Annotated in this window: 13 protein-coding genes and 3 tRNA genes; 13 read left to right on the forward strand and 3 right to left on the reverse strand. The window is 70.6% G+C overall.

Annotation, left to right across the window (positions count from 1 at the left end):
• The first annotated feature begins 62 nt into the window (after positions 1-62).
• From BLT44_RS13315 to BLT44_RS13335, 5 genes are all read left to right on the forward strand, one after another.
• On the forward strand, positions 63-848 hold the full coding sequence (locus tag BLT44_RS13315; RefSeq protein WP_040504962.1) for an ABC transporter ATP-binding protein: 786 nt from the start codon (positions 63-65) through the stop codon (positions 846-848).
• Positions 845-2,251 carry an ABC transporter permease gene (locus BLT44_RS13320; RefSeq protein ID WP_010156315.1) on the forward strand — a complete coding sequence of 469 codons (1,407 nt, stop codon included), beginning with the start codon at positions 845-847 and terminating at the stop codon, positions 2,249-2,251. Before BLT44_RS13315 ends, BLT44_RS13320 begins: the two co-directional genes overlap by 4 nt.
• Before the next feature lie 38 nt (positions 2,252-2,289).
• On the forward strand, positions 2,290-3,834 hold the full coding sequence (locus tag BLT44_RS13325; RefSeq protein ID WP_029608224.1) for a leucyl aminopeptidase family protein: 1,545 nt from the start codon (positions 2,290-2,292) through the stop codon (positions 3,832-3,834).
• The gene (locus BLT44_RS13330; protein ID WP_074690403.1) at positions 3,831-5,189 is read left to right on the forward strand and encodes a M18 family aminopeptidase; all 1,359 of its coding nucleotides are present in this window, start codon (positions 3,831-3,833) and stop codon (positions 5,187-5,189) included. Before BLT44_RS13325 ends, BLT44_RS13330 begins: the two co-directional genes overlap by 4 nt.
• 140 nt (positions 5,190-5,329) lie before the next feature.
• Positions 5,330-5,617 carry a hypothetical protein gene (locus tag BLT44_RS13335; RefSeq protein WP_010156319.1) on the forward strand — a complete coding sequence of 96 codons (288 nt, stop codon included), beginning with the start codon at positions 5,330-5,332 and terminating at the stop codon, positions 5,615-5,617.
• 230 nt (positions 5,618-5,847) lie between these two features.
• Here the strand turns inward: BLT44_RS13335 and BLT44_RS13340 are convergent, their stop codons facing one another.
• Positions 5,848-6,807 carry an Lrp/AsnC family transcriptional regulator gene (locus BLT44_RS13340; RefSeq protein WP_010156320.1) on the reverse strand — a complete coding sequence of 320 codons (960 nt, stop codon included), beginning with the start codon at positions 6,805-6,807 and terminating at the stop codon, positions 5,848-5,850.
• A 257-nt stretch (positions 6,808-7,064) separates the two neighbouring features.
• Here BLT44_RS13340 and BLT44_RS13345 point away from each other — a divergent pair, with 257 nt between their 5' ends.
• From BLT44_RS13345 to BLT44_RS13380, 8 genes are all read left to right on the forward strand, one after another.
• Complete coding sequence (locus tag BLT44_RS13345; RefSeq protein WP_010156321.1) at positions 7,065-8,426, forward strand: MFS transporter; 1,362 nt, start codon at positions 7,065-7,067, stop codon at positions 8,424-8,426.
• Positions 8,427-8,453: 27 nt separating this feature from the next.
• Entirely contained in the window at positions 8,454-10,130 is a 1,677-nt protein-coding gene (locus tag BLT44_RS13350) for an amidohydrolase (RefSeq protein WP_010156322.1), read from the forward strand.
• Positions 10,130-11,800: a thiamine pyrophosphate-binding protein gene (locus tag BLT44_RS13355; protein WP_074690405.1), complete on the forward strand. Its 1,671-nt coding sequence runs from the start codon at positions 10,130-10,132 to the stop codon at positions 11,798-11,800. Before BLT44_RS13350 ends, BLT44_RS13355 begins: the two co-directional genes overlap by 1 nt.
• Positions 11,797-12,897: a C-terminal binding protein gene (locus tag BLT44_RS13360; protein ID WP_010157808.1), complete on the forward strand. Its 1,101-nt coding sequence runs from the start codon at positions 11,797-11,799 to the stop codon at positions 12,895-12,897. The genes BLT44_RS13355 and BLT44_RS13360 overlap by 4 nt, the downstream gene beginning before the upstream one ends.
• Entirely contained in the window at positions 12,894-14,471 is a 1,578-nt protein-coding gene (locus BLT44_RS13365) for a zinc-binding metallopeptidase family protein (RefSeq protein ID WP_010157809.1), read from the forward strand. Before BLT44_RS13360 ends, BLT44_RS13365 begins: the two co-directional genes overlap by 4 nt.
• A gap of 487 nt (positions 14,472-14,958) precedes the next feature.
• Positions 14,959-15,031 (forward strand) — tRNA-Glu (locus tag BLT44_RS13370).
• Positions 15,032-15,067: 36 nt separating this feature from the next.
• A tRNA-Asp gene (locus BLT44_RS13375) sits at positions 15,068-15,141 on the forward strand.
• A gap of 65 nt (positions 15,142-15,206) precedes the next feature.
• Positions 15,207-15,279: transfer RNA gene (locus tag BLT44_RS13380), tRNA-Phe, on the forward strand.
• Between the two features lie 134 nt (positions 15,280-15,413).
• On the opposite strand, the gene BLT44_RS13385 is transcribed toward BLT44_RS13380, so the two are convergent.
• Both BLT44_RS13385 and BLT44_RS13390 read right to left on the reverse strand, forming a co-directional pair.
• Positions 15,414-16,562 carry a site-specific integrase gene (locus BLT44_RS13385; RefSeq protein ID WP_010156325.1) on the reverse strand — a complete coding sequence of 383 codons (1,149 nt, stop codon included), beginning with the start codon at positions 16,560-16,562 and terminating at the stop codon, positions 15,414-15,416.
• Positions 16,546-17,262: a helix-turn-helix domain-containing protein gene (locus tag BLT44_RS13390; RefSeq protein WP_074690407.1), complete on the reverse strand. Its 717-nt coding sequence runs from the start codon at positions 17,260-17,262 to the stop codon at positions 16,546-16,548. Before BLT44_RS13390 ends, BLT44_RS13385 begins: the two co-directional genes overlap by 17 nt.
• Positions 17,263-17,280: the final 18 nt, after the last annotated feature.

Here is a 17,280-nt window from a genome sequence, read left to right on the forward strand (position 1 = left end):
TCCCATCCGCTTCGTACCCCGGCACGATCCGCGCGACGCCGCCTCGCTCGTACCTTCGGAGCATGCAGACAACACCTGGCGCAAGAGAAATGGTCGCGCTCGTCGCCGACCTCAGCAAGCAGTACGGCGCGGGCGAGCAGCGGGTGCGCGCCCTCGACGACGTGTCGATCGGGATCGCGCGCGGCCAGTTCACCGCGATCATGGGGCCGTCGGGATCGGGCAAATCCACGCTCATGCACGTGATGGCCGGCCTCGACACCCCCACCAGCGGGCGGGTGTGGCTCGGCAGCGATGAGATCACCGGGCTCGGCGACGCCGCCCTCACCCGCCTGCGCCGCCGCAGGATCGGCTTCGTCTTCCAGTCGTTCAACCTCGTGCCCACCCTCGACGTGCGGGGCAACATCCTGCTGCCCTTCCACCTCGACGGGGTGAAGCCCGACCGCGAGACCCTCGCGCGCATCGACGCGCTCCTCGGATCCCTCGGGCTCGCCGATCGCGCCTCGCACCGACCGCACGAGCTCTCGGGCGGCCAGCAGCAGCGCGTGGCGATCGCACGGGCGCTCGCCACGCAGCCCGACATCATCTTCGCCGACGAGCCCACCGGCGCGCTCGACACGCGCACCGGCCGCGAGGTGCTCGGCCTGCTGCGATCCGCGGTCGCGCAGTCGGAGCAGAGCATCGCGATGGTGACCCACGACCCCATCGCCGCGAGCCACGCCGATCGCATCCTCTTCCTCGCCGACGGCCGCATCGTCGCGGATCGGGGCGCGATGTCGCCCGAGCAGATCTCCGAGACGATGCTGGGCCTCGAGCGGGGCGCCGTCGCGGGCGGCGGGAGCCGCGCATGAGCGCGATCGCGGGGGCCACGGGCAAGGTGCGCGAGCACGTCGCGACGATCGTCGTGGCAGCGCTCGGCACGCTGTTCGCCGTCACCCTGATCCTCGGCACCGGCATTCTGACCGCCGCCCTCGACCCGGCGCTCATCGAGGAGTCGGGCACCTTCCGGCTCATGCTCCTCATGGTGAGCGTCATCTTCATCATCATCGCGCTGTACGTCGGCGCGATCGTCACCGCGAACACCTTCGCGACGGTGATCGCCGGCCGCACCCGCACGATCGCGCTGCTCCGGCTCGTCGGCGCCACCGCCCGCTCGGTGCGCAGCCGCGTCGCCGCCGAGGGGCTGCTGATGGGCGCCGCCGGCGCCGTCGCGGGGTGGGTGCTCGCCGAGGCGCTCGCGCTCGCCATCACCAGGCTCGGCCCCGCACTGGGCTGGCTGCCCGAGGGCCGCGACTACCCCCTGTTCGACCCCCTGACGCTGGTCGCGGTCGCGGTCGTCGCGCTGACGACGTGGGCGGCGGCGTGGGCGGGATCCCGCCGCGTCGCAGGTGTCTCGCCCATCGCGGCGACCGGCGCCGCCGTCGAGATGCGGCCCGAGGCGGCCCGCCGCCGCTCGGGGCGCTCGGTCTGGGCCGTGATCCTCATGGTGTCGGGCTGCGCGCTGATCGCGCTCGGGCTCGTGCTCGGCTTCCTCACCCCGATCGCGCTCTTCGTCGCCTTCCTCGGCGGGCTGGCCTCGTTCACCGGCATCGCGATCGGCGCGCACCTCATCATGCCGCCGGTGCTGCGGCTCGCGGGCCGCGTCATCGGGCGCGGGCCGACCGGAGCGCTCGCCGCGGCGAACGCGGTGCGCTACCCCGAGCGCAGCGCGCGCTCCACGATCGGCCTCGTCATCGGCGTCACGCTGGTCACCCTCTTCGCCGTGGCCCTCGACAGCTACCGCTCGATGACGCTGCTCGCCTTCGAGCTCGACCCCGACATGGCGAGCGCCCTCGATCAGACGCTCAGCATCACGACGGGCATCTTCACCGGTCTCGTCGGGTTCTCCGCGGTCATCGCGGCCGTGGGTCTCGTGAACACGCTCTCGCTGGGCGTGCTGCAGCGCACGCGCGAGCTCGGCCTGCTGCGCACGCTCGGATTCACGGGAGCGCAGGTGCGCCGCATGTTCGTCGCCGAGAGCGCGCAGATGACGCTCGCCGCCCTCGGCCTCGGCCTCGTGCTCGGCATCGGCTACGGCTGGCTGGCGGCTCAGACGCTCCTCGGGTCGCAGGTCGGGCTCGCCGCGCCCACCATTCCGTGGCCGGTGCTGGCGGGCGTCGTGGTGTTCGGGGCGGTGCTCGCCGTGGGGGCCGCCGCCGTGCCCGCGCGGCGCGCGATCCGCCTCTCGCCCGTAGCTGCGCTGGCAGCGGATTGAGCCCGGCGATGTCGGCGGTCGGGGCTAGTCTTGACGCCATGAGCGTTGTGATTGACCCTGCATTCGACCCCGTCCCCTCCCTCGCCGAACAGGTCTCGGTTCGTGTCGTCACCGGTGCCGAGCCCGAGCCCGGCACCGCGGTGGCCCGCTTCGTGACGAGCGAGGGCGAGCTGCCCGAGGGGCTCGGCGACACCACCCGCGAGGCGCTCGCGGCGGCGGGCTTCACCGGGGCGAAGCACCAGACGCTGGCGCTGCCCGGCGCGCGCCTGCAGGTGCTCGTCGGCACCGGCGACGGCATCGGGTCGACGGCGCAGCTGCGCGACGCAGTGGCCGCCTTCACCCGCGCGGCCCGGGAGGTCGCCGACCTCGCCGTCGATCTGCGCGAAGCGGTCGCGGGCGCGGAGCGGATCAGCGCCGCGGACGCGGCGCTCGCGGCGACCGAGGGCGCGATCCTCGCCCGCTACCGCTACGACGCGCTGAAGGGCGAGCCGAACACCGTCGCACTCGCGTCGCTCGCGCTCGCCGCAGACGAAGCCGACGTCGAGGCGGCGCGCACGGGCGTGGAGCGCGGGCTGATCCTCGCCCGGTCGGCGAGCGTCGCGCGCGACCTGGCGAACACGCCCCCGCGCCACCTGAGCGCGGAGAAGTTCGCCGAGGTCGTCGAGCGTCTCGCGCCCGAATTCGGGCTCGAGACCGAGGTGTTCGACCGCGCGCAGCTCATCGAGCTCGGCGCGGGCGGCCTGCTCGGCGTCAACGCGGGCAGCGTCGAGGAGCCCCGCATGATCAAGATCTCGTACCGCCCGGCCGACCCCGAGGGGCACCTCGCGCTCATCGGCAAGGGCATCATGTACGACTCGGGCGGCATCAGCCTGAAGCCGTCGAATGCGATGCACGCGGCGATGAAGTTCGACATGATGGGCGCCGGCTCCGTCTTCTCCTCGATGATCGCGCTGCGCGACCTCGGTGTGCAGACCGCCGTCACCGGGTGGCTCATGTGCACCGACAACATGCCCTCGGGGAGCGCCACCAAGCTCGGCGACGTGCTCACCATCCGCGGCGGCAAGACCGTCGAGGTCAAGAACACGGACGCGGAGGGCCGGCTGGTCATGGCCGACGGCCTCGTGCTCGCGACCGAGGATCGCACGATCGACGAGCGCCGGCCCGACGCCATCGTCGACATCGCCACGCTCACCGGTGCCGCGATGGCAGCGCTCGGCACCCGCACCGCCGCGATGCTCGCGAACGATGACGATGTCGCCGCGCAGCTGCAGGCGGCGGCGGACGCGACCGACGAGAACATCTGGCGCTTCCCGCTCGACCACCGCTACCGCGAGCAGCTCAAGTCGAACGTGGCCGACCTCTCGAACATCGGCGGCCAGTACGCCGGAGTGATCCTCGCGGGCCTCTTCCTGAACGAGTTCGTCGACGGCACCCCCTGGGGCCACCTCGACATCGCCGGCACGATGCAGTCGGAGAGCGACGATCTGTGGCGCTCGGTCGGCTCGACCGGCTTCGGCGCCCGGCTGCTCGCCGAGTACGCCGCCCACTTCACCCCGTCGGCAGCCGACCGCGAAGGAGCATGACCCCGGTGTCCCGTTCACTGCTGCACGATCGCGACGCGTACATCAGCGCGTTCGGCGACTTCGTCTCGGCCTCGCCGAGCTCCTATCACGCCGCCGGGGCCGTCTGCGAGACGCTCTCGAAGGCGGGGTTCGCGGAGCACGACGAGACGGCCGCGTGGTCGCCGCTCGAAGCCTCGGGGCGCGGGTTCGTGCGCCGCGACGGAGCGGTGATCGCCTGGCGCGCGGGTGCCGAGATCGACGCGACCAGCCCCGTGCGCGTGCTCGGCGCGCACACCGACTCGCCCGGTTTCGTGGTGAAGCCGCGACCCGACTTCGAATCCGACGGCTGGGCCCAGGTCGGCGTCGAGATCTACGGCGGCCCCCTGCTGACCTCCTGGCTCGACCGTGATCTCGGCTTCGCGGGCCGTATCGTGACGCGCGACGGCGCGGAGCACCTCGTGCGCACCGGAGCGGTGGCGCGCATCCCGCAGCTCGCCATCCACCTCGATCGCGACGCCAACAAGAGCCTCACCCTCGACCGGCAGCGGCACACCCAGCCGGTCATCGGGCTCGCGGGGGAGGAGCTGTCGGTGCTGGCGCTGCTCGTGCGCGAGCTCGGGGGCGGCCGCACCGGCTCGGGCCGGGGCCGCGCCGCGGCGCGCTCGGCGGCGCGCGCAGCGCTCACCCCCGAAGACCTCGCCGGCATCGACGTGCGCCTCTACGACACGCAGGCCCCGCAGCGCATCGGGGCGAACGGCGAGCTGTTCGCCTCGCCGAGGCTCGACAACCTGAGCTCCACGTACGCGGGCCTGGCGGCGCTGCTCGACACCGAGCCGCACCCGGGCACCATCTCGATGATCGCCGCGTTCGACCACGAGGAGCTCGGATCGAACACGCGCTCGGGCGCGGCAGGGCCCTTCCTCTCCGACGTGCTCGACCGGCTCCGCGCCGGGCTCGGCGCCTCGGCGGAGGACGCCGCCCGCGCGCTCGCGGGCTCCTGGTGCCTCTCGGCAGACGCCGGCCACTCGGTGCACCCGAACTACTCCGAGAAGCACGACCCGAGAGTGCGGCCGCTCGCGGGCCGCGGCCCGATGCTCAAGATCAACGCGAACCAGCGGTACGCGAGCGACGCCCACGGCGCGGCGCTCTGGAGCCGGCTGGGGTCGGCCGCCGAAGTGCCGACCCAGGAGTTCGTGTCGAACAACACCGTGCCCTGCGGGTCGACGATCGGCCCGATCACCGCGACCCGGCTCGGCATCCGCACCGTCGACGTCGGGGTGCCGCTGCTCTCGATGCACTCCGCCCGCGAGCTCGCGCACGTCGACGACCTCTTCGGGCTCGCGAAGATCACGGGGGCGTTCTTCGCGACCGCGTGACGTCGATCGCGGGTCGCGCGAGCGGCCGGACGGGGCTCCCCGCCCGGCCGCTCGCAGACACGGCGAAATACTCCGGCCCGATCCGCTTCGCTCCCGCCGTTTCGGGCCCCTCGAGTCGCCCGATTCGCTAGGATCGTGCTATGAGTGAGATGGAGCAGGCGGATACCGGCAGCGTCGCCCTGTCGAAGAACAAGCTGATGCCCGATGTGCAGCGCATCGGGTCGCGCAATATCGAGATCACCTACCTCGGCAAGAACGCCGAGGGGCTTCCCACCTGGATCATGTGGAACGCGGCCGAACCCCACCTGATCGGCCTGCTCCGCCAGGGCCGAATGGGCTACCACTTCGAGCAGCGCACGAGCTCCGGAGTCATGCTGCACGAGAACATCTCCCTCAGCCGCGTGCAGCGCGCGCTCGGCGGCTTCTGAGCCGAGCCGCCGCCCGCTCACCCGCCGAGCCCCTGCCTGCCCGCCGAGCACCTGCTGGCTCGCCGAGCCCCTGCCTGCGCACCGATTCCCTATCGAGATGAGCGGCATCTCAATAGGGACTCGGCGCCTCGATAGGGACTCGGCGTCCCTCTAGGGACTCGGCGCCCAGATAGGGATTCGGCCGCACGCTGTGCCGCCCCGCAGCACCGGCGCGCAGTCCGCTGCAGCACTCACTCCCGCACGAGCACCCTGCCGAGCGTGCGCGCGTAATCCTCCTTGACGATGTCGTAGTGCGTCCACGACTCGAGCGCGCTCACCCCCGGCAGCCCCCGCATCGCGTCCATCACGGGCAGCAGATGCGCCGAGGACGCCGAGACGAGCGTCGCGATGAAGTCGAAGCTGCCGTGCGAGCGCACCGCGAAGTCGATGTACGGCGACTCCATGATGAAGCGGCGGATCGGCTCGGGGGAGCCGTCGATGGTGATGCCGACCCCGATCGCGAGCCGATTGCGTGAGAAGCTCCCCGACTTGATGGCGGCGATGCGGATGACGCCGGCGTCGATCAGGCGCTGCACGCGCGCGCGGGTCGACGACGGCGAGAGGTGCACGGTGTCGGCGAGCGCGCGGTAGCTCGTGCGCCCGTCCTGCTGCAGCACGGCGATCAGCTCGTAGTCGATGCGGTCGAGCACGATGTCGGTCTGCCCGTGCGAGACGAAGAACCCCTTGAGCACTTCGACGTAGGTGGAGACCAGCACGCGGCGCACCGTCGGCAGACCGCGCACGTGGTCCAGCACCTCGAGCAGCTCGTGGCTGTCGCCGTGCCGGGACTCGAAGACGAGCGGCAGCGGCCCGCTGGTCATGGAGACGAAGACGGCGTCGGGCAGCTGCACGACCTCCTCCGCGATCGGGGCGATGGGCCCGTCGACCTCGACCTTCGCGTGCACGAGCACGTGATGCCCGACGAATCCGGGGTCGAGCGCCGCCACGATGCGCAGCCCCCCGCCGTGCGTGAGCAGTTGCAGTCGCTGCGCGACGAAGTCGCGGCTCGCCCCGAGCAGGATCGCGAGATCGTGGATGCTGGCGCGCCCGTCCGCCTGCAGCGCCCGGATGAGCGAGGCGTCGAAGTCGTCGAGGTCGGCCGCGCCCTGCGGCGTGCGCGGGGCGTTCGTGCGGCGGGTGATGGGCTGCATGGCGTGCTGCTCCTTCGCGCTCCGGGCGTCGTCGCCGAAGCTTCTCGAAATACGCTGATCTGAGCGAGTCGCGCCGCAAAAATTCGGTGCACCCCGGTCGAATGCAAGCGTAATCGGAGCAAGCGGGAAATGCACGGCGCGAAACGACGGCGAATCGCGCGCTCCGAGCGAACGCGTGCCGAGCGCCGACGCCGCCGCTCATCTACAGTCGATCCAGTTGCGCGCACCGCGCCGTCCTCAAGCAAGGGAGCTTCCGTATGTCCACCGCAACCGCGCCGGCGAACACGCACCGCCGCGCGCTCAAGTCCGGCTTCGCCGCCGCCGTCGGCACCACCATCGAGTGGTACGACTTCTACGTCTACGCGACCGCCGCCGCCATCGTCTTCCCCGTCGTCTTCTTCCCCGAACTCGACCGGGGCCTCGGCACGCTCGCCTCGTTCGGCACTTACGCCGTCGCCTACTTCGCCCGCCCGCTCGGCGGCATCATCTTCGGGCACATCGGCGACAAGCTCGGCCGCAAGCCCGCGCTTACCATCACCCTGCTCCTCATGGGCATCGCCACGACGCTCGTCGGCGTGCTGCCCACCTATGAGACGATCGGCATCTGGGGGCCGATCCTGCTCATCGTGCTGCGCATCGCGCAGGGCCTCGCAGTTGGCGGCGAATGGGGCGGCGCAAGCCTCATGGCGGTCGAGAGCGCGCCGCCGAAGTTCAAGGTCTTCTACGGCGGCTTCACGCAGCTCGGCAATCCGCTCGGCGCGCTCCTGTCGACCGGCGCCTTCTGGGTGCTCGCCCTCATGGGCGACGACGTGCTGCTCACCTGGGGCTGGCGCATCCCGTTCCTGTTCAGCATCGTGCTCATCGGCGTCGGCTTCTGGGTGCGGTACCGCGTCGAGGAGACGCCGGTCTTCGAGGCCAAGATCGAGGGCCACGAGCAGTCGACGCCGATCCTCTTCGCACTCCGCAACAACTGGTGGCCCATGCTGCTCGGCTTCGGCATCATCGCGATGTCCTCCGGCGGCTACGTGCTCGCGACCACGTTCGTGCAGAGCTACGCGACCAGCCCCGACATCGGTCTCGACGCCGACATCATCCTCGGCGCGATGACGGTCGCGGCCTTCGTCGAGACGCTCGTCACGCTGCCCCTCGCGCTGCTGGGCGACAAGGTCGGCGCGAAGACGATCATGATCCTCGGGTCGGGCCTCTCGCTCGTCGCCGTGATCCCGCTCGTGCTCTTCATCGACGCGCACAACGTGGCCATGATCTACCTCTTCGTCTCCGTGCTGCGCCTCACGCTGAGCGGCGCCTGGGCCCCGCTCTCGACGCTCATGGCTCAGATGTTCCGCCCGCAGGCGCGCTACACCTCCATGTCGCTCTCCTACGGCATCGGCGCAGCGGTGTGGGGCGGCCTGTCGCCCGCGATCGCCACCGGCCTGCTCGTCGCGACCGGCAACTTCTGGTCGGTCATCGCGTTCTTCGGGCTGCTCGCCGTGCTCGCGATCCTCGGCAGCGCCCTGGCCCCGCAGCACTCCGACACGGCTCCCGCGACGGGCTCCCTCAAAGCCCGCCTCGACACGACCGCCGTTCCCACCTCCGGCCGCGCGGCCAACCGGAAATAACCACCCCCTCACCGAAGGAGCACCACCGTGCGACAGCTCGCCACCTACGACGCCCGCGACTCGATCCCGACGATCGTGACCGCGCAGCGCATCCTCACCGTCGATGCCGACCAGCCGGAGGCCGAGGCGTTCCTCAGCGCCGGCGGCCGCATCCTCGCCGTGGGCAGTATCGCGGACGTCGAGGCGGCGGCTGCCGCGGCGGGCCTCGACCCCGCCCGCGCCGACTACCCCGAGGCCACGATCGTGCCCGGGTTCATCGACCCGCACGCCCACCCGCTCATGTACGGGCAGATGCTCACCTGGATCGACATCTCGCCCGCGCAGGCGGGGTCGATCCCTGAGATCGTCGAGCTCATGCGCGCCGGCGCCGAGCGGCTGCCGGCCGGCGCCCCCATCCGCGGCTACGGCTACGAGCAGCGCAACCTCGCCGAGCGCCGGCACCCGACGCGCCAGGAGCTCGACGAGATCGCGACGGATCGCGAGGTGTACATCATGAACGCCTCCGGGCACGGCGGCGTGGTGAACACGTACACCTTCGAGAAGTTCGGCATCACCCGCGACACTCCGAACCCGGAGGGCGGCGAGTTCTTCCGCGACGCCGACGGCGAGCTCACGGGCGAGCTCTCCGACGCCGCGTGCAACGTGCTCACGGGCCTGCACGGCGTCAAGATTGGGCACCACGGGCCCAACTTCCACCTCGGCGACGAGCCGGCCGAGCATCAGCGGCAGCTCGACCTCGTGCAGCGCGAGTTCCTGCGCGGCGGCGTCACCGCGATCGGCGACGCGCAGGTGTCGAAGCGGGAGTTCGCCGCGTACCTGGAGGCCGCCGACCGCGGGGCGCTCGACATGCGCGTCTCGATGTACTTCCTGTCGCACCTGCTCGACCAGGTGCTCGACATCGGCCTCACCGGGCCGTTCGGCAACCCCTTCCTCGCCGCGACCGGCATCAAGCTGTACGCCGACGGCACGCTCGGCGGCTGGACCGCGTACTTCCCCGAGGGGTACGTCGGGGATCCCTGCCGCACGGGGCAGCTGTACCACGAGCCGCGCGAGTACACGGAACTCGTGAGCAAGGCGCACGCGGCGGGGCTGCAGACCGCCACGCACGCGCAGTCGCCGACCGCGATCAAGCTCGTGGTCGACGCGATCGAGCAGGCGCTCATCGAACGGCCCGACGCCGACGCGCGGCACCGCATCGAGCACTGCGGCCTGCCGACCCCCGAGGAGATCACGCGCATGGCCGAGCTCGGCATCCGGCCCGTCAACCAGACCCAGCACTACTACAACTGGGGCGAGGGCGTGGAGCAGGCCATCGGCACCCCGGGTGAGCGGTTCAACCCGCTGGGCGAGTTCATCGAGGCGGGCGTGCCCGTGACGATCTCCTCCGACGCCCCCGTCGCCGAGCCGCGCCCGCTCGAAGCGATCCAGGCCGCCGTGACCCGCGTCACGCGTCGCGGCGCGCAGCTCGGCCCCGACTCGCTCCGCATCAGCCCCGAGGCCGCCCTGCGCGGGCACACCCTCGAAGGCGCGATCACCCTCGGCCGGGAGAACGAGCTCGGGTCGATCACCGTCGGCAAGCGCGCCGACTTCGTGGTGCTCGGCGCGAACCCGCTCGAGGTCGACGGCGCCGACATCGCGCGGATCGCGGTGCGCGAGACCTGGGTCGACGGCAGTCGCCGCTTCGCAGCAGACGAGGTGCGCTGATGAGCGCCATCGCCTCGACCGAGGCGCGCCGCACCACCGGGTGGGTGGTCGTCGAGACGATCCGCGGCTACGGGGTCGACACCGTCTTCGGCATCCCCGGCACGCACAATCTCGAACTGTACCGGCCGCTCGACGCGCTCGGGATCCGCCCGGTCACGACCCGCCACGAGCAGGGCGCGGGCTACGCGGCCGACGGGTGGTCGCTGCAGACCGGCCTGCCCGGGGTCGTCATCACGACGAGCGGCCCCGGACTGCTGAACGCGCTCTCGGCCGCGGGCACCGCGTACTGCGAATCACGCCCGATGATCATCATCGCTCCCGGCCCGGCCCGCGGCGCCGAGTTCGCCGACGTCGGCACCCTCCACGAGACGAAGGATCAGCTCGCGGCCGCCTCGGCCATCGTCGAGTGGGGCCGACGCGTGCAGACCGCCGCAGAGGCCGTCGCCGCGGTGCACGACGCCTTCGAGCTGTTCGCCGCGCGCCGGCCCCGCCCCGTCTACATCGAGATTCCACTCGACCTGCTCGAGGCGGAGGCCGACGTGCCCGCCGACGCGCTCGCTCCCCGCGCCGGCGCTCCCGCGACCCGGCCCGACGCGGAGAGCGTCGCGACCGCGGCACGGCTGCTCGCCGGGGCCCGGGAGCCGGTGGTGCTCGCGGGCGGCGGCTCGCGCGGCGCCGCCGCCGAGCTGCGCGCGCTCGCCGAGCGGCTCTCCGCTCCGGTCATCACGACGCTCAACGGCAAGGGCGTGCTCGACGAGCGGCACCCGCTGGCGATCGGATCGAGCCTGCGCCTCGCCGCCGGCCGCTCCCGCGCCCAGGAGGCCGACGTACTGCTCGTCGTCGGGTCGAAGCTCGGCGAGGCCGAGCTCTGGGTCGACCGTCTCGCAGCGCGGGGCACCGTGATCCGCATCGACCTGCTCGACTCCCAGATCGCGAAGAACCAGCACGCGGATCTCGGCATCGTGGCAGACGCGCGCCCCGCGCTCGCCGCGATCCTCGACGCCCTCGAGCAGCACCCCGTCGACGCCGCAGAGGCGCAGAAGCGCAGCGAGCGGGCGGAGGCGTCGGTCGCCGAGACGGTGGCCCGGGTGCGCGCCGAATCGGCCGAGCTGTCGGCGCAGAACACGGCCCTCGCCGAGCACATCGCCGCGGCCCTGCCCGAGCGGGCCGTTGTCGCCACCGACTCGTCGCAGATCGCCTACTGGGGCCTGCTCAACACGCTGCGCGTCTCCGAGCCGAACTCGACCCCGTACATGGCGACCTACGCGACCCTCGGGTACGGCCTCCCCGCCGCGCTCGGCGCGCGCATCGCCGCACCCGACCGGCCCGCGTTCGTGGTGGTCGGCGACGGAGCCCTCATGTTCTCCATGCAGGAGTTCATCACCGTCGTCGAGCAGCGCCTCGACGTGACCGTCATCGTCGTCGACAACGGCGGGTACGCCGAGATCAAGCAGAACGAGGCCGACGCGGGCATCGCGCCCGTCGGCGTCGACCTCGTGCAGCCCGACTGGGCGGCGGTGGCGACGGCCTTCGGCGGCACCGGGCGCCGCGCCTCCGACGCGCAGCAGCTCGCCGCCGCGGTGGAGGCCGCGGGCGCGGAGGGCGGCCTGCAGCTCATCCACATCGACCAGGCGGCGTACGCCTACGACTCGGGGGAGGCCCGACGATGACGCACCACCTCGACGCGCGGCGCCCCGTCGCCGTCTACACCGACGCCGACGACACCGACATCACGCCCGGCGTGCGCCTGCTCGAAGCCGCCGGCTACGAGGTGCGCGTGCTCGGCACCCGCGACGCCGCCGAGATCATCGCCGGTGCGCGCGACGCCGAGGTGCTGCTGCCCGGCTACGCGAGCATCACGCGCGAGATCATCGACGCACTGCCCGAGCTGCGCATCATCGCCCTCATGTCCATGGGCTTCGACTACGTCGACACCGACGCCGCGGCGGAGCGGGGGGTGTGGGTGACGAACGTGCCCGGCGCCGCCACCGAGGAGGTCGCGACCCACGCCCTCGCGATCCTGCTGCACGCCGTGCGCCAGCTGCCGTTCTACCTCGCCTCGGCCACCCCCGGCGACTGGAACTCGCGCGCCGACGCCGCACCGCCGCGCCTCAGCGAGACCACGCTCGGCATCGTGGGGCTCGGCAAGATCGGCCGCGAGCTCGCGCGCCTCGCGGGCCCCCTCTTCGGGCGCGTGCTCGGCTACGACCCGCTGCTGCCCGACACCGCCGCGGTGCGCGACGAGCTCGACGGCCTCGGCGTGACGCGCACCGACCTCGACGAGGTGCGGCGGAGCTCGCACGTGCTCTCGCTGCACCTGCCGCTCACGCCGCAGACCGAGCGCATGGTCGACGCCGCGTTCATCGACGGCATGCCGCAGGGCGCGGTGCTCGTGAACGTGTCGCGCGGCGCGCTGATCGACGAACCCGCGCTCGCCGCCGCACTCGACCGCGGGCGGCTCTCGGCCGCGGCCCTCGACGTGCTCTCGGAGGAGCCGCCGAGCCCCGGGCACCCGCTCGTCGGGCGCCGCGACGTGGTGCTCACCCCGCACATCGCCTACTTCTCGGCGCGCACCGAGATCGAGTACGTGCGCATCCAGGCGCAGAACGCGGTCGCGCTGCGCGAGACCGGCGCCCCCGAAGCGCCCGTGAACCGCCCCGTCGTCGCACCCCCGGGAACCACTCCGGGACGCACCCCTGGAACCACCCCGGGGTCCGCTCCGGGGCGCACCCCCGACGCCGCATCAGAGAGGACCCAGAGATCGTGACCGCACTCACCGCCGAGGCCAAGCGCACCGCGCAGGCGTGGATCGACGACCGCCTGCCGCAGCTCACCGAATGGCACACCCGCATCTGGGAACTCGCCGAGCCCGCCTGGCGCGAGTACCGCTCCCAGCAGTGGTACGTCGAGCGGCTGCGCGCCGAGGGGTTCACCGTCGAAGACGGGTCGGCGGGCATGCCCACTGCGTTCAGCGCGCGCTGGTCGAACGGCGACGGGCCCACGCTGCTCACGTACGCCGAGTACGACGCCGTGCCCGGCAACAACCAGGCCGCGACCACCACCGAGACGCCGCGCGACGGCCTCTCGCGGTTCGCCCCGGGCCACACCGACCCGCACTCCGTGCTCGGCATCTCGACGCTCGCCGGCGTGCTCGCCGTACAGCACGCGATGCGCGAGCACGGCATCGGCGGCACGCTCCACTACACGGGAGAACCCGCCGAGAAGATGCACGGCTCGAAAGTGGTGCACGGGCTGCGCGGCTACTACGACGACGCCGACGCGATCGTCTCGTTCCACCCCTTCTACATGCTCCCGCTCTGCAACACCGCCCGCTGGGACACGCAGTGCGGCGCCTACTACAGCAAGGTCTACAGCTTCGTCTGCGATCGCCCCGAGCAGTGGCAGCTGTCGAGCGCCGACCCGAACTCGCCCATCCCCGCGTCGCACTCGGCCGCCCGCGCCCCCGGCGCGAACCTGTCGCTCGTGCAGATGTACTCGGCCTCGCGCAGCATGCTCGACGCCATGCTGCCCGCGACGGGCGGGTGGAGTTTCTCCGATGCGATCCTCACCGACGGCCAGGCGACGGCCGACAACCTGCCGCAGCGCGTCGCACGCGTGCAGTTCTCGTGGCGCACGCCCGACATCGAGATGGCCGAGCACATTCTCCAGGTGCTCGACCGCAACGCCGCAGCGGCGGCGGCGATGGGGCACTGCGACCTCGAGGAGCGCTGGATCGCCCGCAGCCGACCCGGCCGCACGAACCACGCGATGGCGACCGTGCTGTTCGACAACCTGACCGAGGTGGGGGCGCCGAGCTACGGGCCGGAGGCCGTGGCGATCGCGCAGGAGGTGCAGCGCTCGCTCGGGATCGAGCCCGCCGAGCGCCCGTTCCTCGCCGAGACCGAGCAGCTCATCTCGCCGCAGGAGGCGGAGCGGGGCCTGCGCGAGCACATGCCCGCGTGGCAGCGCAACTGGACGAGCGACGACTACGTCGAGATGAGCCACTACGCGCCGCTCGTGCGCTTCTACGTGTCGCGCCCCGCCCTGCAGCCCGTGCCCGGGGCGGGACCGTACCCCGCGTGGGTCATGAACGCACTCGGAGGCATCCCCGAGACGATCGCGCCGACCATCGTCACCGCGGGCAAGACGGTCGCCGGCACGTTCATCGACCTGCTGACGAAACCCGAGGTGCTCGCCGAAGCCCAGCGGGAGTTCGCCGAGCGCACGGCGGCCGAGCCGATGCCCGCGCTCCTGCCGCGCGACTTCGAGCCCCCGATCGACCTGCCCTGGCCCGACTACCGCACGGACCCGTCCGGATCGCACGAGCACCGGCACTGGTAGGGGAGCGCGCCGAGCCCCTGCTAGCGCGCCGAGCCCCTGTCAGCGCCCCGAGCCCCTGTTCGCGCCCCGAGCCCGTGTTCGCGCCCGAGCCCCTGCCAGCGCGCCGAGCCCCTGGCAGCGCGCCGGGCCCCTGTCGAGAGCACCGCATCTCGACAGGGGCTCGGCGGTTCCACAGGGGTTCGGCGGCGCGAGAGGGGCTCGGCGTCGTGCTTCCGAACGCGTCGCGGGCTAGCCGCCCCCGCCACGGCTCCCGCCGCCCCCGCCACGGCTCCCGCCGCCCCGCCCCGGCCCCCGCCCCGCTCCCTCGAGCGGTCAGCGCGATGCACTACCCGCCCGCGAAACGCATCGAACTGACCGCTTCTGCGCCCTCGATCCGACCGGCTCCTCACCGCGACACGCCAGAGATACCGGTAACGCGGGCTCGATTTGCGTCGCGGTGGAGAACCCCCGTAAGATTTCATCTCGGTAGCAAGCGAGAAATCGCTTCGGCCCCATCGTTTAGCGGCCTAGGACACCGCCCTTTCACGGCGGCAGCACGGGTTCGAATCCCGTTGGGGTCACTGGTACCGACGAATAATTGAATAGCAACACATCATGGCCCTGTAGCGCAGTTGGTTAGCGCGCCGCCCTGTCACGGCGGAGGTCGCGGGTTCAAGTCCCGTCAGGGTCGCTGGATGAAGAGCCCTTCCTCGGAAGGGCTTCTTCGTCTCCGGCGATCGCCTTTGGTGAGTGCCCGGCTCTGTAGCTCAGTTGGTAGAGCGTTCGACTGAAAATCGAAAGGTCACCGGATCGATGCCGGTCGGAGCCACTGAACCCCCTCGTAGCTTCTACATCGAGGGGGTTCTTTTTGCTTTTGACCTGGGCTTTCTGTTACGGCCCGGGTCGTGGCCCTAACTCGGGCGCAAAATTTTCAGTCGAGCACCCCGCAAAAACCCCGCACTTTCAAATCAGCTTGCCGAGCTGACTCTGCATCACATCACGCGCCTTGGTCGCACCCTTGATCGTGTTCATGTAGACATCCTGCGTCATGGATGGATTCTCGTGCCCGAGATAGTCGGCGATCTCCGTAGCCGAGAGTCCGGCCTTATCAAGGATCGTCGCGGCCGTCTTGCGAAACGAGTGAGTCGAGAGGTCTGGATAGCCGAGCAGCTCGCGGCGGTCCCGGATCTCTCGCTGCGTGTTCGACGGATCGCGAGGGCGCATGAGAGGCGTTGGGAACAACAGGGTGGTGAATTCCTTGAGCCGGTCGTGCCGACGTCGCAGGAGCGCCATTGTGGCCTTTGGTAGGGGAGTGGTGCGGCCGGACTTCTCGGTCTTGGGGAACTCCTGGCGAACGATGCCCTTACCCTTCACGCGCACGTTGATAGCCTCAACGGTTGCCGTGCCGGCCTTCCAAGCGATGGAGGAAGCGTCGAGTGCGCAGACCTCGGCGACGCGCCACCCCGACGACAGCATGAACTCGATCAGTTCAACCGTGTCCCACTCGGTGAGCTTCTCGTCGGCACGGATCGCCTTGAGGAACGCCGGAAGCTGATCCAGAGGGATCGCCGCGGAGCCCTTCTTCTTTCGCTGCGAGATCCGCTCGAGCTCCCGTACCGGATTGTGCGAGATCGCACCGTTACGGACCGCGATACCGAGCATCCCTGAGAGCGTCGAGCGACAGTTCTTCGCGGCACCGGGGCCGCTCTCCTTCTCTACCGATGTCAGGAAGCGCTGCAGTCGCTCGGGCTTGGCCTCGGCGATGCTCATGTCACCGATCTTCGGTGTGATGTGTGCCGACACCGCGTAGCCGTACGTTTCCAGCGTGCCCTCCGAGCGTCCGAGATCGCGCTTGGATGCGAGGAACTGCTGACCGAGCGCACGCAGCGTCGTGGATGGCTTGAGTTCCCCGCCACGGTCCGCCTCGATTGTGAGGAGCGCCTTCTTGAGCTTGTTCTCTGCTTTCGGTCCGGTCGTGTCGAATCGTTCGACCTGGCGAGATTTCCCATCACTGAACCTGTAGCGGGTCCGTGCCCGATACTTGACCTTTGGAACTAGCTCGTCAACCTTGATGACGCCGTGCGAGCCGATCGGATTACGCGAGCGAGCCATTGCGTTCTACTTCTTCCCGGATTTGACGAATAAGCGCCCGAGTCATCGCACCACGAGCCTGGGGAGAAGGCTCCTCGAGTGACTCCAAACGCTCTCTCGCTAGCTTGTCCGCCTTCTCTTCAAGATCCATTCCCCATAGTTTTATCGCCCAAACACGAACTGAATCAGGGCGAATTCCTAAAGTGCGCGCGGCCCTTTCCTCAGCGAGTGAAGCAGACCGATTTTGCGATTCGACCCGCTCAATCGTCTGAAGGTCTATGCCTTTCGGGAGTTCCTTGAGCCAACCCTTCATCTTCTCCGGGAAGTCGGTAATTATCTGCTTGGCTTTCTCTTCTCCACCGAGCAGATTCTCAACATGACCGATCTCGACCGGAGCGCCTGCCAACACCTTGTCGACCCACGCACGACGCACTGGAAGCCCGAGCGCCCGCGGGGATTCGAAGGCTTGAGCTTTCCCTAGTACGTCGGCCAGCGTGAGATGTGTTCCCGCGAGGTTATTGAGAGCGAGTGTGAGCGAGATCAGGTTTTGGAGGCTCGTTACAGCCCTGCCACTCTCGATGTTCTTGACGCTCGATGCGCTCCAGCTCGCGCCGAACTCTCGGGCGGAGCGAGCCACCTGATCCAACGTAAACCCGTGGTCGGACCGAAATTCTCGTAGGAAATCTCCGACGGCTGTCGAGATACTCGTCACCTGACTCATGGGTGACAGGTTACAGGA

It is taken from the genome of Leucobacter chromiiresistens (assembly GCF_900102345.1).
Lineage (GTDB): Bacteria > Actinomycetota > Actinomycetes > Actinomycetales > Microbacteriaceae > Leucobacter > Leucobacter chromiiresistens.

What these genes read in the sequence shown, in the direction of transcription:
- BLT44_RS13315 (WP_040504962.1), top strand. Translation starts at nt 63, where the DNA reads ATGCAGACAACACCTGGCGCAAGAGAAATGGTCGCGCTCGTCGCCGAC.
- BLT44_RS13320 (WP_010156315.1), top strand. Translation starts at nt 845, where the DNA reads ATGAGCGCGATCGCGGGGGCCACGGGCAAGGTGCGCGAGCACGTCGCG.
- BLT44_RS13325 (WP_029608224.1), top strand. Translation starts at nt 2,290, where the DNA reads ATGAGCGTTGTGATTGACCCTGCATTCGACCCCGTCCCCTCCCTCGCC.
- BLT44_RS13330 (WP_074690403.1), top strand. Translation starts at nt 3,831, where the DNA reads ATGACCCCGGTGTCCCGTTCACTGCTGCACGATCGCGACGCGTACATC.
- BLT44_RS13335 (WP_010156319.1), top strand. Translation starts at nt 5,330, where the DNA reads ATGAGTGAGATGGAGCAGGCGGATACCGGCAGCGTCGCCCTGTCGAAG.
- BLT44_RS13340 (WP_010156320.1), bottom strand. Translation starts at nt 6,807, where the DNA reads ATGCAGCCCATCACCCGCCGCACGAACGCCCCGCGCACGCCGCAGGGC.
- BLT44_RS13345 (WP_010156321.1), top strand. Translation starts at nt 7,065, where the DNA reads ATGTCCACCGCAACCGCGCCGGCGAACACGCACCGCCGCGCGCTCAAG.
- BLT44_RS13355 (WP_074690405.1), top strand. Translation starts at nt 10,130, where the DNA reads ATGAGCGCCATCGCCTCGACCGAGGCGCGCCGCACCACCGGGTGGGTG.
- BLT44_RS13360 (WP_010157808.1), top strand. Translation starts at nt 11,797, where the DNA reads ATGACGCACCACCTCGACGCGCGGCGCCCCGTCGCCGTCTACACCGAC.
- BLT44_RS13385 (WP_010156325.1), bottom strand. Translation starts at nt 16,562, where the DNA reads ATGGCTCGCTCGCGTAATCCGATCGGCTCGCACGGCGTCATCAAGGTT.
- BLT44_RS13390 (WP_074690407.1), bottom strand. Translation starts at nt 17,262, where the DNA reads ATGAGTCAGGTGACGAGTATCTCGACAGCCGTCGGAGATTTCCTACGA.